At 50.8% G+C, this 23,436-nt stretch carries 26 protein-coding genes; 16 read left to right on the top strand and 10 right to left on the bottom strand.

Annotation, left to right across the window (positions count from 1 at the left end; genetic code table 11):
- Positions 1 to 60: 60 nt before the first annotated feature.
- On the bottom strand, positions 61 to 297 hold the full coding sequence (locus tag J2I46_RS08645) for a GlsB/YeaQ/YmgE family stress response membrane protein (RefSeq protein ID WP_207328601.1): 237 nt from the start codon (positions 295 to 297) through the stop codon (positions 61 to 63).
- 205 nt (positions 298 to 502) lie between these two features.
- Here J2I46_RS08645 and J2I46_RS08640 point away from each other — a divergent pair, with 205 nt between their 5' ends.
- The gene (locus J2I46_RS08640) at positions 503 to 1,027 is read left to right on the top strand and encodes a hypothetical protein (protein ID WP_207328600.1); all 525 of its coding nucleotides are present in this window, start codon (positions 503 to 505) and stop codon (positions 1,025 to 1,027) included.
- 54 nt (positions 1,028 to 1,081) lie between these two features.
- On the opposite strand, the gene J2I46_RS08635 is transcribed toward J2I46_RS08640, so the two are convergent.
- Positions 1,082 to 1,678, bottom strand: a complete 597-nt coding sequence (locus J2I46_RS08635; RefSeq protein WP_207328599.1) for a fasciclin domain-containing protein — start codon at positions 1,676 to 1,678, stop codon at positions 1,082 to 1,084.
- A 210-nt stretch (positions 1,679 to 1,888) separates the two neighbouring features.
- On the opposite strand from J2I46_RS08635, the gene dprA reads away from it, so the two are divergent.
- Together dprA and lysS are read left to right on the top strand one after the other, a co-directional pair.
- On the top strand, positions 1,889 to 3,013 hold the full coding sequence (dprA, locus tag J2I46_RS08630; RefSeq protein WP_207328598.1) for a DNA-processing protein DprA: 1,125 nt from the start codon (positions 1,889 to 1,891) through the stop codon (positions 3,011 to 3,013).
- Positions 3,014 to 3,112: 99 nt separating this feature from the next.
- Positions 3,113 to 4,897, top strand: coding sequence for a lysine--tRNA ligase (gene lysS, locus J2I46_RS08625; protein WP_207328597.1), 1,785 nt, complete (start codon positions 3,113 to 3,115; stop codon positions 4,895 to 4,897).
- 142 nt (positions 4,898 to 5,039) lie between these two features.
- Here lysS and J2I46_RS08620 read toward each other — a convergent pair whose 3' ends face one another.
- Positions 5,040 to 5,234 carry a cold-shock protein gene (locus J2I46_RS08620; RefSeq protein WP_085410498.1) on the bottom strand — a complete coding sequence of 65 codons (195 nt, stop codon included), beginning with the start codon at positions 5,232 to 5,234 and terminating at the stop codon, positions 5,040 to 5,042.
- A gap of 229 nt (positions 5,235 to 5,463) precedes the next feature.
- On the opposite strand from J2I46_RS08620, the gene J2I46_RS08615 reads away from it, so the two are divergent.
- Positions 5,464 to 5,676, top strand: coding sequence for a PspC domain-containing protein (locus J2I46_RS08615; protein ID WP_229379659.1), 213 nt, complete (start codon positions 5,464 to 5,466; stop codon positions 5,674 to 5,676).
- Between the two features lie 96 nt (positions 5,677 to 5,772).
- On the opposite strand, the gene J2I46_RS08610 is transcribed toward J2I46_RS08615, so the two are convergent.
- Together J2I46_RS08610 and J2I46_RS08605 are read right to left on the bottom strand one after the other, a co-directional pair.
- Positions 5,773 to 6,285, bottom strand: a complete 513-nt coding sequence (locus tag J2I46_RS08610; protein ID WP_207328596.1) for a DUF2480 family protein — start codon at positions 6,283 to 6,285, stop codon at positions 5,773 to 5,775.
- Positions 6,286 to 6,323: 38 nt separating this feature from the next.
- Positions 6,324 to 6,755, bottom strand: a complete 432-nt coding sequence (locus tag J2I46_RS08605; protein ID WP_207328595.1) for a DUF2141 domain-containing protein — start codon at positions 6,753 to 6,755, stop codon at positions 6,324 to 6,326.
- A gap of 160 nt (positions 6,756 to 6,915) precedes the next feature.
- On the opposite strand from J2I46_RS08605, the gene J2I46_RS08600 reads away from it, so the two are divergent.
- From J2I46_RS08600 to J2I46_RS08580, 5 genes are all read left to right on the top strand, one after another.
- Positions 6,916 to 8,640 (top strand): GMC oxidoreductase, encoded by a 1,725-nt coding sequence (locus J2I46_RS08600; RefSeq protein ID WP_207328594.1) that lies wholly within the window; start codon positions 6,916 to 6,918, stop codon positions 8,638 to 8,640.
- The gene (locus tag J2I46_RS08595) at positions 8,637 to 9,227 is read left to right on the top strand and encodes a gluconate 2-dehydrogenase subunit 3 family protein (RefSeq protein WP_207328593.1); all 591 of its coding nucleotides are present in this window, start codon (positions 8,637 to 8,639) and stop codon (positions 9,225 to 9,227) included. The genes J2I46_RS08600 and J2I46_RS08595 overlap by 4 nt, the downstream gene beginning before the upstream one ends.
- Positions 9,228 to 9,348: 121 nt before the next feature.
- Positions 9,349 to 10,278 carry a helix-turn-helix domain-containing protein gene (locus J2I46_RS08590; RefSeq protein ID WP_207328592.1) on the top strand — a complete coding sequence of 310 codons (930 nt, stop codon included), beginning with the start codon at positions 9,349 to 9,351 and terminating at the stop codon, positions 10,276 to 10,278.
- 55 nt (positions 10,279 to 10,333) lie between these two features.
- Complete coding sequence (locus J2I46_RS08585; protein WP_207328591.1) at positions 10,334 to 10,801, top strand: hypothetical protein; 468 nt, start codon at positions 10,334 to 10,336, stop codon at positions 10,799 to 10,801.
- Positions 10,802 to 10,838: 37 nt separating this feature from the next.
- Positions 10,839 to 11,150 (top strand): DUF3817 domain-containing protein, encoded by a 312-nt coding sequence (locus tag J2I46_RS08580; protein ID WP_207328590.1) that lies wholly within the window; start codon positions 10,839 to 10,841, stop codon positions 11,148 to 11,150.
- A gap of 75 nt (positions 11,151 to 11,225) precedes the next feature.
- Here the strand turns inward: J2I46_RS08580 and tsaB are convergent, their stop codons facing one another.
- The 3 genes from tsaB to J2I46_RS08565 all read right to left on the bottom strand — a co-directional run bounded on the left by tsaB (position 11,226) and on the right by J2I46_RS08565 (position 14,279).
- Entirely contained in the window at positions 11,226 to 11,912 is a 687-nt protein-coding gene (gene tsaB / locus J2I46_RS08575) for a tRNA (adenosine(37)-N6)-threonylcarbamoyltransferase complex dimerization subunit type 1 TsaB (protein WP_207328589.1), read from the bottom strand.
- A gap of 128 nt (positions 11,913 to 12,040) precedes the next feature.
- Positions 12,041 to 13,696: a S41 family peptidase gene (locus tag J2I46_RS08570; protein WP_207328588.1), complete on the bottom strand. Its 1,656-nt coding sequence runs from the start codon at positions 13,694 to 13,696 to the stop codon at positions 12,041 to 12,043.
- A gap of 88 nt (positions 13,697 to 13,784) precedes the next feature.
- On the bottom strand, positions 13,785 to 14,279 hold the full coding sequence (locus tag J2I46_RS08565) for a ribonuclease P protein component (RefSeq protein ID WP_207328587.1): 495 nt from the start codon (positions 14,277 to 14,279) through the stop codon (positions 13,785 to 13,787).
- A 170-nt stretch (positions 14,280 to 14,449) separates the two neighbouring features.
- Between J2I46_RS08565 and J2I46_RS08560 the strand changes: the two genes are divergently transcribed.
- The 6 genes from J2I46_RS08560 (at position 14,450) to J2I46_RS08535 (ending at position 20,882) form a co-directional block, all read left to right on the top strand.
- Positions 14,450 to 15,058 carry a Crp/Fnr family transcriptional regulator gene (locus J2I46_RS08560; protein ID WP_207328586.1) on the top strand — a complete coding sequence of 203 codons (609 nt, stop codon included), beginning with the start codon at positions 14,450 to 14,452 and terminating at the stop codon, positions 15,056 to 15,058.
- A complete protein-coding gene (locus J2I46_RS08555; protein ID WP_207328585.1) occupies positions 15,055 to 15,588 on the top strand; it encodes a carboxypeptidase-like regulatory domain-containing protein in 534 nt (177 codons plus the stop codon). Before J2I46_RS08560 ends, J2I46_RS08555 begins: the two co-directional genes overlap by 4 nt.
- Positions 15,589 to 16,133: 545 nt before the next feature.
- Entirely contained in the window at positions 16,134 to 16,907 is a 774-nt protein-coding gene (locus J2I46_RS08550; protein WP_207328584.1) for a hypothetical protein, read from the top strand.
- Positions 16,908 to 16,929: 22 nt separating this feature from the next.
- Positions 16,930 to 17,577 (top strand): hypothetical protein, encoded by a 648-nt coding sequence (locus J2I46_RS08545; protein ID WP_207328583.1) that lies wholly within the window; start codon positions 16,930 to 16,932, stop codon positions 17,575 to 17,577.
- Positions 17,578 to 17,598: 21 nt separating this feature from the next.
- The gene (locus J2I46_RS08540; RefSeq protein ID WP_207328582.1) at positions 17,599 to 19,977 is read left to right on the top strand and encodes a TonB-dependent receptor; all 2,379 of its coding nucleotides are present in this window, start codon (positions 17,599 to 17,601) and stop codon (positions 19,975 to 19,977) included.
- Positions 19,974 to 20,882 carry a DUF4249 domain-containing protein gene (locus J2I46_RS08535; protein ID WP_207328581.1) on the top strand — a complete coding sequence of 303 codons (909 nt, stop codon included), beginning with the start codon at positions 19,974 to 19,976 and terminating at the stop codon, positions 20,880 to 20,882. The genes J2I46_RS08540 and J2I46_RS08535 overlap by 4 nt, the downstream gene beginning before the upstream one ends.
- A 119-nt stretch (positions 20,883 to 21,001) precedes the next feature.
- Here J2I46_RS08535 and rpmH read toward each other — a convergent pair whose 3' ends face one another.
- The gene (rpmH, locus tag J2I46_RS08530; protein ID WP_207328580.1) at positions 21,002 to 21,169 is read right to left on the bottom strand and encodes a 50S ribosomal protein L34; all 168 of its coding nucleotides are present in this window, start codon (positions 21,167 to 21,169) and stop codon (positions 21,002 to 21,004) included.
- Positions 21,170 to 21,429: 260 nt separating this feature from the next.
- Between rpmH and pyk the strand changes: the two genes are divergently transcribed.
- Positions 21,430 to 22,869 carry a pyruvate kinase gene (pyk, locus tag J2I46_RS08525; RefSeq protein ID WP_207328579.1) on the top strand — a complete coding sequence of 480 codons (1,440 nt, stop codon included), beginning with the start codon at positions 21,430 to 21,432 and terminating at the stop codon, positions 22,867 to 22,869.
- 12 nt (positions 22,870 to 22,881) lie between these two features.
- Here the strand turns inward: pyk and J2I46_RS08520 are convergent, their stop codons facing one another.
- Complete coding sequence (locus tag J2I46_RS08520; protein ID WP_207328578.1) at positions 22,882 to 23,250, bottom strand: LytR/AlgR family response regulator transcription factor; 369 nt, start codon at positions 23,248 to 23,250, stop codon at positions 22,882 to 22,884.
- Between the last annotated feature and the right edge of the window lie 186 nt (positions 23,251 to 23,436).

Below are 23,436 nucleotides of genomic sequence, written 5' to 3'. Positions count from 1 at the left end.
TATTCACAAAAGCGCCCAACCATGAAACATGGTTGGGCGCTTTTGTGGCAGAACGGTTTGTTAGAATAACCGCCCCAAGAATATCAGCACAACGGCGCCACCAAAAGCAATGAGCAGATTCATGACCAGGCCGTCATTGTCGGGGTCGTTGCCAAGTCGCCGAGCAATAAAACCACCAACTAAGCCACCAACAATACCAAGAATGATATTGATTAATGCACTGTTGTGGCTACCCATGAAACGGCTGGCCAAATAGCCAGCAACGCCGCCGATAATAATTGAATACAGGAATCCCATGACAATAGTTAGTTAAGTGAAAAGGGAGAAAACATTTAAGTAATAACGCCCAAGGTATAACTAACGGCTCAAAATATTGAGCGAATGGCCGCGCAAATCGGGTGACCGTTTTTGATAAAACAGTCATTATAATATGATTCTTTCTATATAAGATTCGTATTTTCTTCGACCAGATCAGTAAGCAATTCTATATATAAACTAGTTTATGTACACGAAACAACGGCTCCCGCTTCTATGGGTAACACTCCTGATTACGTTGCTGGTTGGGTGCAAAAAAACGGTTGATCCTGCCGTAGTAACGCCGTCTCTCTCCCTGGTTGGCAACTGGAAGATAACCGCCGTTACCTTCACTCCGGGCTGGGTTCAATACACCAACGCCACACCCATCACCGATTATGTTGCTCACCTGAAAGGGAAAGGCGAAACCTGCCTGACCGACATCACGGTATCGTTTACCAGCGCGGGCGTTTACTCAACCAATGCAGGTAGTACCGCTTCTTGTAGCTATGCAGCCGACTCGCAGATCATTCTGAACTACCTGTTCAGTGAAGGATCAACCTTCAGCGAAACCGATACGCAGGCTACACTCTACAGTAAGAACAAGGCGAGTTCAATACCCGTCACGAAATCGGGCACCAGCCAATTGCTGACGATTCAGTTTCAGAGTGATGAAGACCTGAGTAGTAACAAAATCAAGACCACATACTCGGTTACGATGGTCAGGCAGTAGCAGTCGATAGTGGCCCGGGCAAATGAACAGCGCCACTATCGACTTCTATTTATTTCAATTCGGCATCAATACGCTATCAATAGCGTGCACGGTACCGTTGGTGGCCTGAATGTCGGCAGTTGTTACCATGGCCGAACCGCCTTTGGCATCGGTCAGCATAACAGCTTTGCCTTCCTTGCGTACTGTCAGCGTACCGCCGCCTACGGTTTTCAGCTTTTGGCCGTCTTTCAGATCTGAAGCCATTACGTTGCCCGAAACCACGTGATAGGCCAAAATACCCGCCAATTTATTCTTGTTGGCCGCCTGAGTCAGGCTCTGCAACGCCCCTGCCGGTAGTTTGCTGAAAGCCGCGTTTGATGGCGCAAAAACCGTGTACGGTCCGGGTCCTTTCGCCTGATCGGCCAGACCTGAGGCTACGAGCGCCGTTTGAAGCGTAGAAAAATCGCTGGCTCCCGCCAGGTTATCCGCTAAATTCTTGTCAGTCGCTTTCGACTCGCCACCGCCAGTTGGGCGGGTCACAGATGAAGAACCCATAACGGTGGGCGTGGTGCCTGCCGAGGCGGGCCGGGCAGATGTGTCTACTTGTGCGTAGGCCGTGCTTCCTACTGCCAGTAAAGCTACCAGCAGCGTTTGGTTTAGTTGCGTTTTCATACGAAAGGTATTTAAAACCTATTGATATTATAGATTACAACTCTGCATACAGCCCGATTGTTAGTTACCCATCACACAAATCAGACAATTATTACTAACTGATAATCAGCCTTTTTGACCTAAAACAGGTCTGGCGTCATCTAACCGCAGGTTGTTTAGTAATTCTGGGCAGAAATCCATATGATTGCGCCAGGCCTTTTCTGATTATCCGTGTTCACCACCACGACCTCGCAGCAACTTTCACAAATTGCCCTTTCGCTCGTACCGGGCGTTGGTGGCATATTAATTCGTCAGCTTATCAGTTACGGCGGATCAGCCGAAGCGGTGTTGGCCTCGCCTATCGCCCGGTTGTTAAAAATTCCCGGCGTGGGCGAGGTGACGGCCCGTGCCATCAAGCAACCAGGTGTTGTCACCGCTGCCGAGGCGGTGATCCGTCGGTTAGATAAGTTGGGAGCCAGGGCCCTATTCTATACCGATGCCGATTACCCAACCCGCCTCAGAACGCTGTACGATGCTCCTGCACTGCTATACCAGCTAGGAAACGCTAATCTGAATGCACCGCGTACACTTGCGCTGGTTGGTACCCGTCAGGCCACCGAGTATGGGCGGCGAACTACCGAAGAGATTGTGCAGGCCATGCAGCCTTATGGTGTTTCGATCATTAGTGGATTGGCCTATGGCATCGATATCGCGGCCCATCGCGCCAGCCTTCAGGCGGGTTTACCAACCGTGGGTGTTATGGCCAGCGGCCTCGACGTGATTTACCCATCTGTACACAGCCGTACGGCCCAGGAGATGCAGGCAGCAGGCGGTTTACTGACTGAACACGTACCTGGCATTAAGCCCGACCCGCGTTTTTTCCCGGCCCGGAATCGCATCATCGCGGGTCTGAGCGATGCCGTTATTATTGTTGAAGCCGCTGCCAAAGGTGGTGCGTTAATTTCTGCCGAATACGCCAATAATTACAACCGCGATGTGTTTGCGGTGCCGGGCCAGCTTTCGCAGCAGTTCTCGGCAGGCTGCAATAAGCTCATTCGCGAGAACAAAGCACAAATTTACACCAGCCCCACTGACCTGATCGAAGCCATGAACTGGGATCAGGACCCCGCTGCCATGACTCCAGGTAAATCCTCCGCTTCTATTCCGTTACCGCTCGATTTCACCGCGCAGGAAAGTCAGGTGGTAGCCTTGTTGCGGCAGCACCCGGGTATGCACATCGACGAGGTAAGCTGGCAATCACAAATCAGCATGGGCGCGCTGGCCTCGCTCCTGCTCAGCCTCGAATTCCGTGGGTACGTTCGTTCGTTGCCGGGGAAACGTTATGAGGTAGTCTAAGAGCGTGGCACATCCGGGATTCTGCCGTACTTTTGCGGCTCGATTGATACAGGCAATCACGGCCTGCGAATCGGTTAAATCCAGCGAATCCCCGTTCAGATGCTAAGTGAACAAGAAGTAAATAGACGCCAGAAACGCGAAGAATTGATGCGGATGGGTATTGACCCCTACCCAGCCGAGTTATTCGACGTTACCCACACCATCACTACCCTCCGCGACGCCTTTGCCAACAAAGCAGGCCAGGATACACAGGGGGGGTACGAATCACACCTTGATTTTGCGGGCGATGACACCTACGGACAGGTACGTCTGGCTGGTCGGCTGATGGTTTTTCGTATCAGCGGCAGTGCCTCATTTGCCGAGATGCAGGATAGCACCGGGCGGATACAGCTCTATTTCCGCCGCGACGATATTTGCCCCGGCGATGACAAAACGATGTATAATACGGTGTTCAAGAAGTTACTTGACATTGGCGACATTGTGGGCGTGGAAGGAAATATGTTCACCACACAAACCGGTGAGCTGTCGCTCTATGTGCGTTCGTTTAAACTGCTAACTAAATCGCTGCGGCCATTGCCCGTCGTGAAAGAAGTAGTGAATGAGCAAACGGGCGAAAAGGAAACCTACGACGCCTTCACTGATCCTGAACTACGCTACCGTCAGCGGTACGTTGATCTGATCGTGAATCCGCAGGTACGTGAGGTGTTCATCAAACGCAGTAAGCTGGTTAACTCCATCCGGCAGTATTTGAGCGGAAAAGGCTACCTGGAGGTTGAAACGCCTATTCTGCAACCCATTCATGGTGGCGCAACGGCACGCCCTTTCCAGACGCACCACAACACGCTCGATATGACGCTGTATCTGCGTATCGCCAACGAGCTGTACCTGAAGCGGCTGATCGTAGGCGGCTATGACGGGGTGTTCGAGTTTGCCAAGGACTTCCGCAATGAAGGCATGGACCGGACCCATAACCCCGAGTTCACGCAGGTGGAATTCTACGTAGCCTATAAAGACTACAACTGGATGATGGACACTATTGAAGAAATGGTGGAAAAAGTTGCCATCGATGTGGCTGGCACAACCAAGGTGACGGTGGGTGAGAACATTATCGATTTCAAACGTCCCTGGAAGCGCCTGACCATGTTTGAGGCCATTCAGGTATACACTGGCGTTGATGTATCGGCAATGGGCGAAGATGAGCTACGGCAAACCGCCGAAAGCCGGGGCATCAAAACCGATCAGTCGATGGGTAAATCGAAACTGATCGATGAACTGTTTGGCGAGGCCTGCGAGCCAAACCTGATCCAGCCTACGTTCATTACAGATTACCCCGTGGAAATGTCACCGCTGACGAAGAAGCATCGGAGCAAAGCCGGTTTGGTAGAGCGTTTCGAGGCAATCTGTAACGGCAAAGAGATTGCCAATGCCTACTCGGAGCTAAACGACCCGATTGATCAGCGTGCCCGGTTTGAAGAGCAGCTCGAACTAGCCAAACGGGGTGACGACGAAGCCATGGCTATGGACGAAGATTTCCTGCGCGCCCTGGAATACGGTATGCCACCAACCGCCGGCGTTGGTCTGGGCATCGATCGGCTGGCGATGATCATGACAAACCAACCCAGTATTCAGGAAGTGCTGTTCTTCCCGCAGATGCGCCCTGAAAAGAAAGAAGATTTATCGACCGAAGCGGACTTTGCAGCGGCGGGCGTTCCCGAAGCCTGGATTCCGGCGTTGCAGAAACTGGGTTACCTGACCATTGCCCAACTGCATGCTGCCAGCCCCAACAAATTGTTCAACGATCTGGGCGGCGTTCGTAAGAAACTAAAGATGAACGACGTACCTATGCCATCCATCGCTGACGTACACAGCTGGACAGGACACTAAGACTGTTTACTGATGCTACGTGACGTACCTAAGCAGTACAACAGAAGACAGTAAACTGAAAACAGTAAACTTTAAAAATAAAATGCCCCGACTTTTCAGCCGGGGCATTTTATTTTTTCTATCTGACCAACGGTCTGACGAATTAGATCTTGCTGACCTTAACGGCGTTGAGGCCTTTTTTGCCATCAACTACTTCAAATTGAACCCGGTCATTCTCACGAATCGTCACACCGTTCAAGCCGGTAATATGAACGAAAATTTCACGACCATTGGCGTCATCAACGATAAAGCCGAAGCCTTTGCTCTCGTTGAAGAACTTAACCACACCTGTTTGCATAAATTTGGTATAAATTGAATATGTGACTAACCCAGTGCGGGCTCCTCACATGCATGAAGCGCAAAGTAAGTCAATAAGTTTCAGAAGAATGACAGGTATTGTCAGCAAAAGTCTCCATTGACGATAATTTTTATGTAAATGGTTCGTAAAAGGCGAACAAAGCTCACTTATTAGCGTTATGTTTACTCTTCTTCAGGACAACAGACACATGGACCAGAGCTTAAACAGAATGAAATATTTCGTTGAGCAACAAGCTTTTGGCGTATGCGCCCGGCTTGGCGAACGAATGAACATTTCGGCCAGCAGCATCCGGTTGTATTTTATTTACACCTCCTGCCTGACGCTCGGCTCGCCGATTATCCTGTACCTGATTGCCGCCTTCTGGCTGGAAATGCGCACACACATTCGCCGCAACGCAAACCCAACTTTTTGGGATCTATAAGCAGTTAAGGGTTGATAAATCAGTCGGAGGCCTGGCTTTGCCGATACACCAACTGGTATATCGGCAAAGCCAGGCCTCCGACTGATTTATCAACCCTTAATTTTTCCTCTTGTAGAGCGGTACCGTGCTGCACGGTTCGCCATAGAGCAAGCTTTGCACAACAGGAGCCAATACGCGGGTTAATTCAACGTATGCTGCAGTAGGCACTGGCACCTTGCTACACCCTTTTACCACAACTTTTGCCCCTCGATACGCTTCCGGGTCTATATTTCTGATTGCATCGAAATACAGCTTCTCGCTCAGATCCTGTATCGTACCGAACACGATTGCGTTGGCGTAGGGCTGCAACTGCAACGTTAGCAGCATGTAAGCCCAGGTGGGAATAATAGCGTCTTCGGTACAGGTGATGGCTACATTCCGGCCGGTATACTGGCTCCAGTCATGCTCTTTCAGGAACGCCCGAAAGTCTTTCTCTTTCAGGATCATGCCCATAAACAGGTTATCTTTAAGATCATAAACAACCCGTTCGCCGGGATGATAATAGTCTTCCAGATCAAGCGTGACCAGGCCGCTGTTGGCCACACGGTTTACAATAACGTCCGTTTCCATGCCTACAGAACGGCGAGCGACAGATCGAGGTTCAGCGTCTACAGGCTGATCAGCCCTATTTTCATCTCCGTGTCTTTCTCCAGGTTGAACGAGGCGTCCTCAAACGTTGGTGGCCCCATCAGCATCGTGATCTTCGAGAAACCAAATGGTTCTTCGGGCCTTCCCCCTAGCATGTCCATCTGCTTATTATTGTTCAGATCCTGGTAGAGGCGGGCGGCATACGTACCTGCGGGCAAATTAGTAAACGTAATCACTATGGGCCCCTCAGTAGGTACCGTCATAGCTGTGTCTATGTCGGCTTTGCCCATAAAATTTTCGGCTTTGGTCATCAGGCCGACCCGAATGGTGCCCTTCCGCTCCAGGAGGTTACCGACATTGATAGTCAGTGTATAGGTTTTGGCCTGGGCCTGAGCGGCAACATTTGACCCAAGCAGAGCAGCTAGAGAGAGGGTGAGTACGAGCGTTTTCATCGTGGTTATGTGCGTTTGATTTCGATTGAGCCAAAGGTATTTCCAGGGCTGCGATACCTGCAAGCTGATGGGACAAACTGCACGACTTTGGGGCGAATGGGAATATGCTGAGTAGATTCCCTAATTGGCTCTACATTTACCTAAATCTCGACTTAACCTGATGGCAAACCTAAATACCACTGTAAATAAATCACACCGCTACGATGCCATTGTCATTGGCTCGGGCATGAGTGGCGGCTGGGCAGCAAAAGAACTGTGCGAAAAAGGCCTGAAAACGCTTGTACTGGAAAAAGGCCGGATGGTCAACCATGTAGAAGACTACCCGACCATGATGCAGGATCACTGGGATATGGACCATCGCGGCGGCCTGAATTACGAAGACCAGCAGAAGTACCACATTCAGACCCGTAGTGGTTTCGTTGGTGAAAGCACCAAACACTTTTTCACCAATGACCTCAACGACCCGTATGAAGAAACCAAACGGTTCGACTGGATTCGGGGCAACCACGTGGGCGGGCGATCAATCACCTGGGGCAAACATTGCTACCGCTGGAGCGACCTTGATTTTACGGCCAATGCCCGCGAAGGCATTGCCATCGACTGGCCAATCCGCTATAAAGACATTTCACCCTGGTATGCATACGTCGAAAAATTCGTAGGCATCAGCGGCGAAAAACTGGGGCTCGATCACCTGCCCGACGGCGAGTTTCTGCCACCAATGGACCTCAACTGCCTGGAGAAACACTTCAAGCAGGAAGTGATGAAAAAATACGGCAACCGCCCCGTTACCTGCGGCCGTGTTGCTCACCTGACAGAGCCACAGCCCTGGCACCTTGAACTGGGCCGGGGCCAATGTCAGAACCGGAACCGTTGCTCACGCGGGTGCCCGTACGGTGCTTATTTCAGTAGCAACGCCGCTACCCTACCCGCCGCCAATCGGACAAACAACCTGGCTGTTCGGCCTAATTCGGTGGCACATTCGCTGATTTACGATGAAAAGACAGGCCGCGCCACCGGGGTACGTGTCGTTGATTCGGAAACGAAGGCGATGACGGAGTTCTACGCCAGTCTGATCTTCTGCTGCGCGTCGAGCATGGCCACCACCCAGATCCTGCTCAACTCAACGTCGACCCGATTCCCCAACGGACTGGGTAACGATAGCGGAGAATTGGGCCATAACATCATGGATCACCACTACCATGTGGGTGCTATGGGCTCATATGATGGTTTCGAGGATCAGTATTACAAGGGCCGCAAACCGGCAGGGTTGTTTATTCCCAGGTACGTTAACCTCGACGAGAAATCGAAGAACCCGAACTTCCTGCGCGGCTACGACTACCAGGGTGCCGGTGCGGGGCGTAGCAACTGGAGCGCAGGGGTAAATGAACAAGGCGTTGGGGCCGCCTTTAAAGAGTCGCTGTTTAAACCGGGCGGCTGGGGCATGGGCCTGATGGGATTCGGCGAAGTGCTGCCCTACCACGATAACAAAGTGACACTCCACCCCGACAGGAAAGATCAGTGGGGCCTGCCAATTCTGGTGTTCGATGCCGAGTTCAAACAAAATGAATTAAGCATGCGGAAGCAGATTATGGCCGATGCCGCCGAGATGCTTGAGGTGGCCGGCATGAAAAACATCACCACCTTCGATTATTCGGGCGGTATTGGCGTGGGGGTGCATGAAATGGGTACCGCACGGATGGGTCGCGACCCTAAAACGTCGGTACTTAATGGGAATAACCAGATTCACAGCGTACCTAACGTATTCGTAACCGACGGAGCGTGCATGACCTCCTCATCCTGCGTGAACCCGTCGATCACCTACATGGCGCTGACAGCCCGCGCGGTTGATTTTGCCACCAAACCTCAGAACAAGACAGCGCTATGAACCGCCGCAACGCCCTCAAAACCTCAGCCCTGTTTATGGGCTATACCGTATCCGCAGCAGCGCTGACCGAAACGTTCATAGCCTGCGCCAAGGAAGCGCACCTCGATTGGAAACCGATTTTTCTGACCAACAATCAGGCGAACACCATTGCCGAGATCACCGAAACCATTCTGCCCAAAACCACTACGCCCGGCGCTAAAGAGCTGGGCGTTCCGCAGTTTGTTGACAAGATGCTGAAGGAATTACTGAGCGAAGCCGATCAGAAAGACTTTCTTGCTGGTCTGGACACACTGGAAGACCGTTGTAAGTCAGCGAATGGCCAATCGTTTGTCGATTGTACGCCCGCCCAGCGCGAGGCCTTCTTACTAACGCTGGATAAAGAGGCAGCTCCGTTTCCACCTTCATTGTGGGGCATCACGTTAAAACCCGCTGGCCCACCCGCTTTCTACCGCCGCCTGAAAAGCCTGACGCTGCTGGGCTATTATACCAGCGAGAAGATCGGCAAGGAGGTGTTGGCCTACGACCCGGTGCCTGGCCCCTTTATTGCCTGTATGCCGTTAAATGGGCAAAACGCCTGGAATGAGTAAGAGGATTTTGAATTTATGATATCGGATTTGGGATTTATTGCTTATGCCAGCGCAAACTCCGGCGTAAGCAACAAATCCCAAATCCGATATCATAAATCCAAAATTTGTTTCCCCCTACGTTATGAACAATGATGATAGTTTCCCTTCCATCAGCCCCGGCATGGCTCGGGAACGGTTTCTGATAAAAGACGAAGCATGGGAACAGCGCTTCAGGCCTGATTTCAACCAGTTTATTATTGCGCCTTTCGAATTTGCACGGCCTGTCATCAAGCTCCCCGTTCCACCGGGCCGGACCGGCAATCACGCGCTGTTTCTACTGACAGGCGGGCAGGTTGAACTCAGCGTTGGCCATCGGGCATATACCCTTTCTGCCCAGCAGGTAACTGTGATTCCGGCCGGGCAAATTTTTTCAATAACTGCTATCCGGGAAGATACCACCGGATTCATGTGTTTTTTCAGCAATGACTTGCTGATCAGCACCATTCAGGATATAAGTTACAATTTCCTGAAATTGACTACCAGTTCATTGACTGAATTATCGGCTCAGCAAACAGGTTTTCTTACCGGCCTGATGGGTCGGCTGGTAATTGACTATTCCGAATCGGGAGCTAGTCGGACAGATATCATCCGGCCTTATCTGCTAGCAGTATTGAGCGAAATTAACCGGGCCTATGCCGGCACGGTAGCTGCTAAAACAGATGCAGGCGACCGACTTGTTCAGGGTTTTATACATTTGCTCGAGAAGTATATTCGACAAAAAGCCCAGGTCACCGACTATGCCGATCTATTGCATGTCAGCCCCAACCATCTCAACAAAGTAATCAAACTAAGAACGGGGCAATCACCATCTGTCTGGATCGATGAGCGTCGTGTACTCGAAGCCAAAGTCCTGCTTTTTCAGTCAACGCTGACAATCGGGCAGATCGCCGCTGAACTTGGCTTCACCGATCAATCGAGTTTCGGCAGATTATTCCGTAAGTATGCCGACGTAAGCCCGGCTCAATTCCGAAAAATGATTGATTCTGCCCAATCTTTGCCGGGTATGGCCTAACCAGCGTAGAGATGAAGCCCTGAACTTTGCTGCTGAAATTCAGGAATAATAGCCTATGGTTTACTCAATTACCCTGCTGATTCACAGCTATCTGCGATGGTTGGTGTTGGTCAGCCTATTAGCAGTACTGGCTAGCGCATATGCTGGTTTGTGGCGGCCACGCCCCTACCGCCCTACCGATCAGCTACTACGCGTGGTAGCTACGTTTATTGCGCATACGCAACTGCTTGTTGGCACGTACCTCTACACCATCAGCCCCATTATCCGCTACTACTGGCAGTATCGCCCAAGTTTCAGTAAAGCCCCTCAGTTTTCGTTTTTTGGGCTCATTCATCTTAGCCTGATGCTGACGGCCGTCATTCTCATAACGATCGGTTCGAGCAAAGCGAAGCGCCAAACCGATGCTCAACAACAGCTTAAAACTACGGCTATCTATTTTACCATTGGCCTCTTACTCATTCTACTGGCAGTACCCTGGCCATTCTCACCCCTGGCCAACCGCCCCTGGTTCCGCCCTTTTTAAAGGCGGCAAATCGTAGCACTATTAACCCATTACACTGATGAACCTGTTCAACTCACCAAAAATTCGGCTCCGCCTGATAGGCTTTGCCGAAGGACTTTCTTTCCTGATTCTTGTCTTTATCGCCGTGCCGCTAAAACGCATTGGTGGCCATCCTGAAGCCGTTCAGGTAGTTGGCCCTATCCATGGGCTACTGTTCGTCATGTACGTGCTCACCGTTGTTCAGGCCAAAGCGGAATATAACTGGCCGCTGGGCAAAACGCTGTTGGCTCTCCTTGCATCGGTTATTCCGGGCGGTACATTTTATGCCGACCATAAAATCTTTCGAAACCTTCAGGCGGAAACTGACTGATTATTCCATTGCGAGACACAACTCGCCAAACAAGCCATTTCTCGTTTAAAGTGTCTCATCAGGAGATAGGGCGCTTTAATTTACCCGCTGCTTCGGCGTGGTGGTCATGAACTCTTTGAGGTAGTAGGGCTCAAACGTGACCAGCTCTTCGAAGTCACCGGTAGCGTATGCTTTCACGGCCAACGTACCCACTGTACGTGCCGAGGGACGTACCTGAGTAGTCGGAAATATTGCGTTCGCATGCGTCAGTACGGATCGTGCTTTATCAGCACCGTCACCGAAGAAAACTACAGGAGTTCTGGCAAGCAGATCGGCAAAAGACGTTTCATCGAGCACTGTGGCCGAGGTAGCCCGTACTTCGTTTCCTTCCTGATTATAAAACGCACAGTACACCTCCATGCGGCGGGCGTCGATCATGGGGCAGAATAGCGTATCCGGCGGGTAGAACGGACGTACCTGCTCGGTCATGGCAGCTAACGTGTTTATGCCGATGAGCGGTTCATCGAGGGCCATGCATAACCCCTTGGCCGTTGACACGCCAATGCGCAAACCCGTGTACGACCCCGGCCCTTTGGCTACAGCAATGGCCGATACGTCTGCAAGCGCATGGCCGGCATGAGTAACTACATCCTGCACCAACGTAGTCAGGCGCGAGGAGGCTGTGCGTTCAGTAAAGAGTTCGTAACAACCCAGCAAGGTCCCATCGAGTTGATGCAGCGCTACGGAACAAACGGTTGTAGAGGTGTCGAGGGAGAGAATCATTTTGGGGGAATGGAGGGAAAGGGAGGAAAGGGAGAACGGAGGAGAGGGAGGAAGGGGTTGCTGACGACAGTGTTTTGCTCTGCGTCAGCAACCCCTTCCTCCCTCTCCTCCGTTCTCCCCTTCCTCCTCTATTTGCTTCCTTTCAAAATGCGCTCATACTTGTTCATGTCTTTGAACAGATCGAGCGCCGTTTTGATGTCTGTGTCGGTGGTGAATGAGGCTTCTTTGATGCCTTTCTGAAGGTAATAGTGGCCGGCAATTTCCTGTTCCAGCAAGGCCCGAATTTCGGCCTGGAACGTCTTCATGTCGGCGTCTTTACTATGCGACATTTTCGACTTTAACGCCTGTAACTGATTCTGTATCTGGTCGAAATATTTTTCTTTTTTAGCCGACGCTTCCAGTACACCCAAATCTTTTTCAACCTGCGTGGTGTAGTCGTACTCTTTGTCGCCCGCCCATTTTACGAATTCCTGGTACTCGGCATCTGTCAGTTTAAACTCACGCGCCGGTTTAATGCTCGGATGGTCGTGTTTATACTTCACCGCATAATCGAAGATCAGGCCTTTGTTGGTTAGACTGATTGCGATTGGCGTTGGCGTTTGGGCTTCCGTCTGAATATCGGGCGTTACGCCGCCCCCATCATATACCGTCCGTCCGGCGCGTGTTTTGAAGGCGGTGCGGAGTGAATCAGCAATCTTACCGACGCTCCCATCGGCGTTGCGGTGGCTGTAGTCGATGGCCTGAATGCAGCGACCGCTGGGAATGTAGTACTTGGCCGTCGTTATCTTCATCCGGGTTCCGAACGAGAGCGGGCGGGTGGTTTGTACCAGTCCTTTACCGTAGCTACGCTGACCGATCAATACACCCCGGTCGTAATCCTGAATGACGCCCGAAACGATTTCCGCAGCTGATGCCGAGTGATTATTCGTCAGCACAACCACTGGCATTTCAGTATCAAGGGCGGGCGCCTGAGCAGCATATGATTTGTTCCATTCGGTCACCTTCCCTTTTGTGGTAACCACCTCTGAACCACGCGGAATGAAAATATTGGAAATATCGATGGATTGATCGAGCAAACCACCGGGGTTTTCGCGCAGGTCAAGTACCAGTTTTTTCATGCCCTTGCCTTTCAACTCCTGATAGGCGGCACGTACCTCCCGACCGGCAGCGGCCATAAAGTCTTTCAGATCAATATAACCCACCTCGTCGTTGAGCATCCCGTAATACGGCACGTTGGTCATTTTCACCACGTCGCGCATTACCGATATCTCAACCGGATCTTTCTGCCCAAACCGCTTCACCGTCAGCTTCACGGCTGTTCCGGTCTGCCCACGCAGGAGTTTTCCGGTATCGGCATCGCGGCGGGTTTTGATGTCAACGCCGTCGATCTTCAGAATTTCGTCGCCAATCTGCAAGCCCGATTTTTCGGCGGGTGTTCCTTCAAACAGCATCATCACGATGCTCTTATCCTGTCGCGTACCGATCGTGGCCCCGATGCCGTTGTACCGGCCCGTGGTCATGGTCATGTAATCTTCGATGTCATCTTCGGCATAGAAGTTCGTGTACGGATCGAGCGATTTAAGCATCGCATCGATACTCGTTTTGACCATCCGGTTGGGGTTCACCTCATCCACGTAATACATGTTCAGTTCTTTGAACATGGTGGCGTAGATATCAAGGTTACGCGCGATCTCGAAAAACCGATCGTCGCGCGTGAAGGCGGTCAACCCACCCGCAACAAGCAGAGCTGAAGTGCCAAGTATCAGTTTCTTATATAGACGCATAAGGAAAAGTTTTCAACTAACAATATACGATGAATATCGAATAAAGGCCAGGCGAAACACTAGTACGCCCGATGTCCTCCTTCGTTAGTCAGCGCGTATTAGTCATTCGTTTAAGAGCCAATTTCATGCCTTTTTCTATCTCTTCAAACGAAATTTTAGTCTTCGCGGTATAGAGAAATACAATCTGCGCCACCGGCCCGGCAATTTGCTGATTATCAACCTTCGTTTCGCCCCTCGGCACTAACCGATGCTTATGCAGTCGGTACGCTTCCTTCACACGTCGACGCACCGCATTTCGATCTACTGCCTTCTTAAACGCCCGTTTAGGCACGCTGAACAGCACCTGTGGTAACGTACCTGATTCGACAGGGATAGCCATACCTGGCTCAGCCTGTTCCGTTTCAGCTACGTTGCTAAGTCCCTGCCGAAAGTACAGCACCCGAAATGGGTAATGGTAAAAGGTCAATGGGGCATCACCGACTGGTTTTTCAGCAGGTAACGTACCTGGCTTTTCCCGGTGGAAAAGCCTGTCGATGACCTTCCTGCTGGTCAGGTGCTCAGATTTTGGAAAAGTGTGGCGCATACGTTGTCGACAAAAATAACACAGCAAGATGGTCTTCATCATTTTCACCAGTCTATTCCTGCTTCAATCGAGATTTATCGACGAACATACCATTATGTAAGAATAAGCAATCGTTATCAACCAATTCAGATATATTTTTACTTATTTTCTGACCACATTCACATCTGCCTATGAAAAGCAACGTCTCTACGAAAAATCCGGCTTCAGCAACTGGCACATTTGCAGCGATCTTTCCTGAATTTGCCCCTTACCCTGATCTGATCCTCCAACTATGCACTTTGTTAAAACGGCACATTCTGCGCCCTGGTCAGCTACTGGTAACGGCTGGTGACCAAAATGACCGGTTCTACTTCATTGCCAGTGGAATGGTCCGGGGCGTATATCATAACGATACCGATGACAGTACCATCACTTCCTGGTTCGAGACAGAGGGTGGTTATGTGGCCATCCCACACAGCTATTTCAAAAACGAGCCCTCTTTAGAGAGCATAGAAGCACTGGAAACGGGTATTGCTTTCTCCGTATCGCGCGCCGACCTACAACACCTTCAGGTTACAAATCCGGCAATGGGTATGGTGGGGCGGGCCATCCTTGTCCGGTATATGGTTCAGATGGAACATCAATTACGTGCCCTACGCATGACAACGGCGAAGCAACGGGTTGATTATTTTCGAGTACACTTCCCTACCATATACAAAAGAGCTCCGCTGAGACACATCGCCTCTTTTCTGAGCATGACGCCTCAAACACTAAGCAAAATCAGGAATATCCGTGAGTGACCCCATGTTATGGGTACGTTCAGGACGCGCAAACCGGGGAGACGCTAATCGGCGCTACTATCAAAATGGGTTTCAGGCCAACCGGGACGTCAACCAACCGGTATGGCTTTTTTAGTTTGTCTGCACCTGCGGCAGACTTCCTACTGGTATCGTGTGTAGGTTACCAATCGAAACGGCTGCATCGGCGGGCGTCTTCAGCAGGGCCTATCACCGTTCGGTTAGTGCCCAACGTAGCGGAACTCGATGCCGTGACCGTTAAGCAGTCGACTGGCAAAGACACTTACGATGACGCAACGATGGAGCGGTTTGTAGTGCCGCTCGACATCGTTAAAAAAGCCCCGGCGCTGCTGGGCAGTAAACCCCGATTGACTCAGTTGTTTCGCGGAGCATCCGAACTTTCCTCTCTTGATTTATTATGTCTTGCCTGTAACACATACATACTCTCAATACGAAACGAATTGGTTTCTTCTCTCAGGCCAACCGGTATTTACCCGGTGATGCGAAGAGATAGGGAAGGGAGATGCCATTAAAAAAGCCGCTGCTGATGATCAGAGCGGCTTTTTTAATGGCGGGTGAGAGTCGGGCATTCTACCAATATCCTGGCATGACGCAACTCTTCGCCGAGCGCGGTAAAAAGGCGAGCTGAGATCATGTTTGCAACTCCTGTTTACATAATCCGTATTTCTTCGCATAGATTAAGTCACTACTTCATCTAGATTCAGCCGGGCTAATTCCTACACCTGTATACTTGTCATAAGTAAACCCCGCAACAGTTTGGCGACCGAAGGCGGGGTTTACGAGTCTTAGTTCACACTAAAACCAATATGAAGGTATGAAAAATTTACCTTTCTCGCTACTCATGGTAGTGGCACTACTGGCAGTATTTAGCTGTCAGGATGCAAATATTATTACCTAGGATAAAGAGCCTGCTGCGATTCGGATGGTGGATGGTCGAATTAGCTTCCCAACACATGAGGCGTTCAGGGAGACTATTCAGAAGTTAGCGAAAGGGCAAAACAACAAAGGGGAAAACAGCCTTGACGCTTTCGAGGCAACGTTCCCTGGCTTCGTCTCAATGAGAACAGCCTATGATCAACTTACTGAAAAAGATGTCGAACAAATAATCGGTAAGGAGAGGATGGATTACTATTCCAATTTTGTAACAGAAACCGGTGAAGGAGAAGAACGGGAAATAACCTGTGTGATTGGCGATCCCATTCTGGCTACTGTGGTTAATCAGAAAGGGTGGTTACAAATTGGAACCGATTTGTACAAATTTAAATACGATAAGCTTGTACTATTGACAAGCAGCTCTTCTGCTCGTGTGGCCCAGGTTGATGCAGGTTCAGAATCAGGCTCTGACATGATTTTAGGTAAGGTTATCCGTAGATCCCAACCCCTTGGAAATAACGCTCGCTTGGCATCCAGCGACTACTGTTTAGACGAATACTGGATCAGCAACGGTTTGTTAGGCAGTCAGAAAAGACGGATGGCTGGTGTAATCGAATATACGGAGTACTTCCATCCGAATGGCTTATTCTACTCAGACGTTGATCTGTATGTGAAGCACCAAAAACGGGTGTTGGGGGTCTCGTGGTGGGAGGTTAATGCCCCTCAATTAGGCATTAACTGGTCAATTACGATGGATAACTTTAGTCAGCCAAGCTATACAGAAACAGGATCTGTATCGTCCGACAATGATGGATTGATCCGAATATCGTATCCATCATTCTGCGTCACGGGTCCCAACGGTAGTACGGATTGTGGGCGAGTATTCTCCAGAATTTCCACTGGCAATTGGGTACTCTGTTCAGATGGTATCCGACGTCAGTGCTATTTATCGAAGTAATAGCAAAAAAGTAAGCTCCTGAATGGTCGCCCAGGAGCTTACTTTTCAAAAAAATCGCTCTATGAAAACACTTGTTCTTATCATCACCACTACGCTACTGCTGACGAATACTGGTTGGTCGCAAACCCAAAAGGGGATATTGACCGTCGGTGCTAACGTAGCCAGCGGAATTTGGCGTATAGAAACGGCTACACGTACCAGTGTTCACTTAACCCCAAGTGTAGGCTACTTCCTTCGTGATAATTTACTTGTTGGGTTTAGCCTACCTCTTGAGAACACCACCCTGACCTTTTCCAAATCGGCTTCGTTGACTGGTATTGCCAACATCGAGGGCAATACAGTTGGGCTATCATTATTTACCAGACGTTATCTGTCATCAACTCGCTTCAAGCCATTTATTCATGCTGAAGTCAGCTACAATGTAAATTCTTCGCGCTATACGTACCTGCAGGGTCTACCTGAACGATCTGAATCGGGCCAGTTTTTCAGGACAGGTATAGGTGGAGGTGGGGCCTATTTTATAACAGATCGATTCAGTTTGGAAGCAACAGCGACACTTGCTATTGCTAACCTGAATGTCGCTATCCGCAACCAGAAACTCGACCCTTCAAACCGGTATGTAGCCATAGGGATAGGTGGAAACTGGTATGTTGGCAACGGAAAAAAGTGAGTCTTCTTTTTCAACTCAGTTATGTTTCTCGTCAAAAATGCGACCTGGCTATACTGGCTGTTACTACTGGCTTCGCCAGGGTTTTCGCAACAGACCCTCACGGTCGGCGGGTTCGTAGCTGACTCGTCGACGGGAGAACGTCTGGTGGGCGCGGTAGTACGTCCGGAGCAGGCGGGGCGAGGAACCACAACCAACGCCCAGGGTTATTTTACACTGATCGTTCGGCCCAATCAGCAACTCAACGTTTCGTTTATAGGCTACGAGTCGGCCCGGTTCAACGTCGACTCACTACGGAATGGTACCACGATCCTGCTCAGACCAGTCGCTCAAAACCTGGCTCAGGTTACTGTTACGGAGTCCCGTTGGCGTGACCAGGCTATTGGCATTACCACGATACCGATCCGGCAATTGCGTCAGGTGCCAATGCTCTTTGGCGAAAGCGACTTGATGAAAGCCCTTGCCTTCACGCCGGGTGTCACGGTGGGTAATGAAGGCACGTCGGGTTTGCTGGTGCGGGGTGGCTCACCCGACCAAAACCTGATTCTTCTCGATGACGTACCTCTCTACAATCAATCGCACCTGTTTGGGCTGGTATCGACCTTCAACCCCGATGCCGTTAAGAACGTTACGCTGTATAAAGGAGCTTTCCCCGCCCGGTTTGGCGGGCGTCTCTCGTCGGTGGTTGACGTGACCATGCGCGACGGCAACACGCAGGATCACAAGCGGGAAGTAAGCGTTGGCCTCATCAGTTCACGATTTCTGTTTGAAGGGCCATTAAGCAAAAAAACCGCCCTGCGCCCTACCTACATGGTTTCGGCCCGAAGCTCGTATCTGACGCTATTCCTTTTGCCCGTCATTATTGCCTACAACCAGGGCAAGGCCGATAACTATGCCAATTATTGGCTGTACGATATCAACGCTAAACTAACGCTGCCGCTTAGTGCAACGCGGCGACTGAGTGTAAGCCTGTTCAGAGGACACGATTATTTTTACGGTTGGGACGGTGGCAACACCGAACGCTCTAAATTCCAACTCGATTGGGGCAACACCACCGCCACTGTGCGGTATCATCAGGCAATGCAGGGCAACCTGTTTCTGACAGGGATGGTAGGCTATTCAAACTACCAGTATCAGAGCGGCTATACGAACTATGCCATTGAGAATAGGCAACAAAACCTTGTCAATGAGTTTGTGATTGGTTCGTCGGTGCGCGACTGGATTGCCCGTGGCGGGTTAGATTGGCATATACGCGCTGACCTCGAACTGAACACCGGGTTTGAAACTACCATTCACAGGTACGTTCCCTCTGCGCTGCGCACTACATTTACAGTTGGAGAACGCATTCGGCAAGTGACTAATTCACCCATCGATGCCTTCGAGCAAGCCATTTATGTGGACACAAAGTGGCAGCCCAGTCGTAAGCTGACCCTTCAGCCCGGCCTGCGGCTGGTTGGCTACCGGGTAGGCTCCAGTATTTACCCATCGGCCGAACCCCGACTGGCCCTCAACTGGAACACCACAGATAAGTTGGCGCTAAAAGCAGGCTACAGCACCATGCGGCAATTTGTGCACCTGCTAAGCAGTAATGCGGTGGGGTTACCCAACGATATCTGGGTGCCCGCCACTATCACCGTCCCCCCACAACGCGCCAGTCAGCTAACGGTTGGTTTGGCCACGTCGCTTGGTAAAGCCGAAACATGGCAGCTGAGCGTTGAGGGGTATTACAAGTGGCTGAACAACCTCATCGACCTTTCGACGGGCGCCAATTTACTGGGTACGTTTGATGCCACCTGGGAGCAAGCTATAGAGCGTAACGGGCGTGGGTTGGTGCGCGGGCTGGAAGTGATGCTGCACAAGCCCGGCGGGCGGCTCAACGGCTGGCTGGCCTACACCTATGCGCGGAGCGACCGGCAGTTTGCCACCATCAACGATGGGCGATGGTTCCGCGCCAACTTCGACCGGCGGCATGTAGGCAACGTAGTGCTGAACTACCAGCTTAAGCCCCGTGTGGCAGCGTCGGTGGCCTGGCAATACCAGTCGGGGCAACCCGCTACCGTGCCGGTTGCTCTGGTGCGCGACCCGGCCAATGCCTTCTATCCGAATTACGTGTACGGCGACCGAAACAATTTTCAGTCGTCGGCCTTTCACCGGCTTGACCTCAGCGTTGCCTTCACGAAGCAAACCCGCAAACAACGTACCCGAACCTGGACATGGGGAGTTATCAATGCCTACAACCGCCAAAATCCGCTCTTCTTAACCGTCAGCAGCAGTGGCATCTACCCACCTTTTACTCCGGATGACGACCTCTTCTTTCAGAAACCTATCGGTTACCGCTCCGCATTGACGCAGCAATCGCTGTTTCCTGTATTGCCTTATCTGGCCTATTCCCTGAAGCTATGATCCGGCTATTCCTGTTGCTGTTCACTTTTGCCGGGCTACTTTTTTCGTGCTCACGCGATCTGGGCATTGAGCTACCTCATGAGGGCAACCGGCTGGTTATCATGGCCGTGTTGTCGGCCGATGACTCGGTGAAGGTTTTGATGGATCATACGTACCCGCCTACCGGTGAGCAGCTATTCGACGAGGGCGTGACCAATGCCCGTGTGTTGCTATACGAAAATGACCGCCTGCTAGACACCCTCCAGCGAATCACAAAAAACAGATACGCAGCAAAGGGCACCATTCGGCCAGTCATTGGAAAAGCTTACCGGGTTAGAGTAGAAGCGCCCGGCTACCCGCCGGTAGAAAGTCAACCAGAAACCATTCCCCCCTTTCCCGACCTGAAAACAGCAGTGATTGAGAAAAAAGGTGGTGAATACGAAGTAACGGTAGCCATACAGGATGCACCAGCCGTGATTAATCAGTACGAACTTCGCCTGGTTAGTTATTACAAAGAGTGGGAAACGGCGATCAACCTTCGTAACCTGCTCCGCCCCGACGATGTGAGCGATAATTGTAGCTTCCGGGGTAATCTCAACACGTTTTATTACCGGGATATATGTTTTGAGAATGGGTTGCTAACTACGCGCTACGGGTCGTCTCTGCGAGGCACCCCCCAGGGAAGACCTCCCATTCCGCCAGATTCACTGTTTATCAAAGGCAACGAAGCCAATCCGGTGGCAGATCGGGCGATAGTCCGACTACGTACCGTCAATGAATCGTATCTGAACTACTATCGCTATTCACCGTTTGCTGACATTAGTCAGGCGTTTGTCATACCAACTTCACGTTACTCGAATGTAGTTGGGGGGTACGGTATCGTGCTCAGTTACGCTGAACGGGTAGTTGTATTGGCTGTTCCATAGCTTGAATCTGCCCCGGAAAGAGCCTCTTTCAACAACGTTCAACCGGGCAACCTTAGCATTAAAAAAAGCCGCTGCTGATGATCAGAGCGGCTCTTTTAATGACGTATAAGGGTCAGGCACTACATCTTGAAGCGAGCGCCTTTTTTCTCGTCAGAAACGGTCAGTTTCCAACGACCTTTGGCCCGGCGACGAGCAATTACATTCTGCCCGTTAGGCGTTGACATCCGCTCACGGAATCCGTGTTTGTTCCGACGCTTGCGGTTCGACGGTTGGTAGGTTCTTTTCATTGTATACTTGCGACTAAAATGCCTGTTCCTGAATTGAGTCCGCAAAATTAACAGAATCAATCCAAACGGCAAAACGGAATCTGTTTACTGTTTGCAGTTTACTGTCTTCTGTTGCCCCGCTAAAGCAACATAACGTGCCCCGGCAGCGCCACAGAAGACAGTAAACTGCAAACAGTAAACAGAATGAGTTAAACTATTCTCAGTTATGCGGTTAATTTTGCACCCGATACCTCCTGCTTCAGTTATTCTTCAGTTACCCCATGTTCAAAAGAACCAAGATTGTTGCCACCGTTGGCCCTGCCTCTGAAACCAAAGAACAACTTCTGGCATTAGCCCACGCGGGTGTCAATGTGTTCCGGCTTAATTTCTCGCACGGTACGCACGAAGATCACCTCGAACGCCTGAACCGCATTCGTGAAATCAATGCCGAGTACAATATGAACCTGTGTGTCCTCCAGGATTTGCAGGGGCCAAAAATTCGGATTGGCGCGGTTGAAGACCCTAAAAACGGGGTTCAGATCATTGCCGGTCAGCAATTGGTGTTCACCAACGAAGAAATGATCGGTACGGCCAACCGCGTCAGCACGCCATACAAAGGTATGTACCGCGATGTTCGGCCGGGCGAGCGTATCCTGCTCGACGATGGCAAACTGGAAGTGAAAGTAATTGGCGTCGACGGTACCGACGTAGTTACTGAAGTGGTTTACGGCGGACCAATGAAGTCGAAGAAAGGCGTGAACCTGCCCAACACGAAAGTGTCGATGCCATCGGTAACTGATAAAGACTGGGCCGACCTTGACTTTGGTCTGGAACACGATGTGGAGTGGATTGCCCTTTCTTTTGTTCGGGAAGCGCAGGAAATTCTGGAGATTAAAGATTATATCAAGTCGAAAGGCAAGCTGGCGCGCGTGGTGGCGAAGATCGAAAAGCCTGAAGCCATCGTTAACATCGACGCGATCATTGAAGCCACCGACGCGATCATGGTTGCCCGGGGTGACCTCGGCGTTGAACTGCCCGCCGAAGAGGTGCCGATGATTCAGAAGATGCTGGTCGAGAAGTGTAACCGCGCCGCTAAACCGGTGATCGTAGCAACGCAAATGCTCGAAAGTATGATCGATGCGCCCCGCCCAACCCGCGCCGAAATCAACGACGTAGCCAACTCGGTCATGGACGGTGCGGATGCGGTAATGCTGTCGGCCGAGACGGCATCGGGTAGCTACCCTGTGCTGGCCGTTGAAAACATGTCGGCCACGATTCGGAACGTAGAAGCCAACACCGACAAGATTTATTACCGCTACCACACGCAGGTAAATGACCACCCAAGCGAAAACGTCCTGAACGACAATGTGGTAATGAGCGCCTGCCGGTTGGCCCGTGATACGCACGCCAAGGCCGTAATCGGTATCACAACGTCAGGCTACACCGCCGTTCGGTTGTCGCACCACCGGCCAAAGGCATCGATCTACGTGTTCTCTCCAGATGCCCGCCTCCGCAACGTACTGGGCTTGTATTGGGGTGTTCAGGTAATTCCGTTCGAGCCTGATCCGCAAATCACGGTTGACCAGACGGTTGAAGCCATCAAGCAGACGCTGATTGCCCGTGGTTCGCTGGAATCGGGGGATATTTTCGTGAATACGCTGAGCATGCCACTCTCGCAGCAGCGAAAAACCAACACGGTTAAGTTGAGCGTAGTTGACTAATAATCAACGGTTTTACATATAGGAGGACGAATCGTCGTAGGCGAGTTCGTCCTCTTTTTTTGTTATCCCCTTTGCGGCCAGCAGACTGAAGACCTCCGGCACGCGCCGTCGGGCAATGATCAACTCAGCGTTATCGGTCATAACTACCCGGTTCGACTCGCCAGTGGCGTAATAGGCTATCGAGTTTACGTTAATGAGCGCACTCTTGTGCAACCGCACAAAAGCTGGCCACTGATCTTCAAACCATTTCAGATTCCGACATGATAAAATAACTTCCCCGTCGACCTGATGGACATGGGAGTAATTAGACTCACCAATGAGGTAAGCAACGTTCTCAGGCTCAAACGTTTGTTCGCCACGTTTGTAGGGTACGCGCTTCATCAATTTACTGGCTCACAATGTGTTATAGATATATTTATCTACAACACAGTCTAAAATGATGCCAAACTGAATTGAGCGACCGTTTAAAGTTTAATAAATCATCCAGGCGGTAACTGCACGAACAGATTAACGCAAAGATGGATCTTAATTTATTGATTAACAACAACTTATCTACACATACATTAC

The sequence above is a fragment of the Fibrella forsythiae genome (genome assembly GCF_017353175.1).
Taxonomy (GTDB): domain Bacteria; phylum Bacteroidota; class Bacteroidia; order Cytophagales; family Spirosomataceae; genus Fibrella; species Fibrella forsythiae.
Note: the sequence above shows the minus strand (reverse complement) of the source record. Positions and strands in the feature narration are given on the sequence as shown.

Excerpts from the sequence above, each read along its gene's own strand:
- J2I46_RS08610 (WP_207328596.1), bottom strand. The coding sequence starts at position 6,285 with ATGGAAACGGACGTTATTGTAAACCGTGTGGCCAACAGCGGCCTGGTC.
- J2I46_RS08615 (WP_229379659.1), top strand. The coding sequence starts at position 5,464 with ATGAAATATTTCGTTGAGCAACAAGCTTTTGGCGTATGCGCCCGGCTT.
- J2I46_RS08645 (WP_207328601.1), bottom strand. The coding sequence starts at position 297 with ATGGGATTCCTGTATTCAATTATTATCGGCGGCGTTGCTGGCTATTTG.
- J2I46_RS08545 (WP_207328583.1), top strand. The coding sequence starts at position 16,930 with ATGGTCGCCCAGGAGCTTACTTTTCAAAAAAATCGCTCTATGAAAACA.
- J2I46_RS08520 (WP_207328578.1), bottom strand. The coding sequence starts at position 23,250 with ATGAAGCGCGTACCCTACAAACGTGGCGAACAAACGTTTGAGCCTGAG.
- J2I46_RS08550 (WP_207328584.1), top strand. The coding sequence starts at position 16,134 with ATGAGAACAGCCTATGATCAACTTACTGAAAAAGATGTCGAACAAATA.
- J2I46_RS08585 (WP_207328591.1), top strand. The coding sequence starts at position 10,334 with ATGGTTTACTCAATTACCCTGCTGATTCACAGCTATCTGCGATGGTTG.
- J2I46_RS08635 (WP_207328599.1), bottom strand. The coding sequence starts at position 1,678 with ATGAAAACGCAACTAAACCAAACGCTGCTGGTAGCTTTACTGGCAGTA.
- J2I46_RS08535 (WP_207328581.1), top strand. The coding sequence starts at position 19,974 with ATGATCCGGCTATTCCTGTTGCTGTTCACTTTTGCCGGGCTACTTTTT.
- tsaB (WP_207328589.1), bottom strand. The coding sequence starts at position 11,912 with ATGATTCTCTCCCTCGACACCTCTACAACCGTTTGTTCCGTAGCGCTG.
- J2I46_RS08580 (WP_207328590.1), top strand. The coding sequence starts at position 10,839 with ATGAACCTGTTCAACTCACCAAAAATTCGGCTCCGCCTGATAGGCTTT.
- pyk (WP_207328579.1), top strand. The coding sequence starts at position 21,430 with ATGTTCAAAAGAACCAAGATTGTTGCCACCGTTGGCCCTGCCTCTGAA.
- J2I46_RS08590 (WP_207328592.1), top strand. The coding sequence starts at position 9,349 with ATGAACAATGATGATAGTTTCCCTTCCATCAGCCCCGGCATGGCTCGG.
- J2I46_RS08560 (WP_207328586.1), top strand. The coding sequence starts at position 14,450 with ATGAAAAGCAACGTCTCTACGAAAAATCCGGCTTCAGCAACTGGCACA.
- J2I46_RS08570 (WP_207328588.1), bottom strand. The coding sequence starts at position 13,696 with ATGCGTCTATATAAGAAACTGATACTTGGCACTTCAGCTCTGCTTGTT.
- J2I46_RS08605 (WP_207328595.1), bottom strand. The coding sequence starts at position 6,755 with ATGAAAACGCTCGTACTCACCCTCTCTCTAGCTGCTCTGCTTGGGTCA.
- J2I46_RS08565 (WP_207328587.1), bottom strand. The coding sequence starts at position 14,279 with ATGCGCCACACTTTTCCAAAATCTGAGCACCTGACCAGCAGGAAGGTC.
- J2I46_RS08600 (WP_207328594.1), top strand. The coding sequence starts at position 6,916 with ATGGCAAACCTAAATACCACTGTAAATAAATCACACCGCTACGATGCC.
- J2I46_RS08640 (WP_207328600.1), top strand. The coding sequence starts at position 503 with ATGTACACGAAACAACGGCTCCCGCTTCTATGGGTAACACTCCTGATT.
- lysS (WP_207328597.1), top strand. The coding sequence starts at position 3,113 with ATGCTAAGTGAACAAGAAGTAAATAGACGCCAGAAACGCGAAGAATTG.
- J2I46_RS08620 (WP_085410498.1), bottom strand. The coding sequence starts at position 5,234 with ATGCAAACAGGTGTGGTTAAGTTCTTCAACGAGAGCAAAGGCTTCGGC.
- J2I46_RS08540 (WP_207328582.1), top strand. The coding sequence starts at position 17,599 with ATGTTTCTCGTCAAAAATGCGACCTGGCTATACTGGCTGTTACTACTG.
- J2I46_RS08595 (WP_207328593.1), top strand. The coding sequence starts at position 8,637 with ATGAACCGCCGCAACGCCCTCAAAACCTCAGCCCTGTTTATGGGCTAT.
- rpmH (WP_207328580.1), bottom strand. The coding sequence starts at position 21,169 with ATGAAAAGAACCTACCAACCGTCGAACCGCAAGCGTCGGAACAAACAC.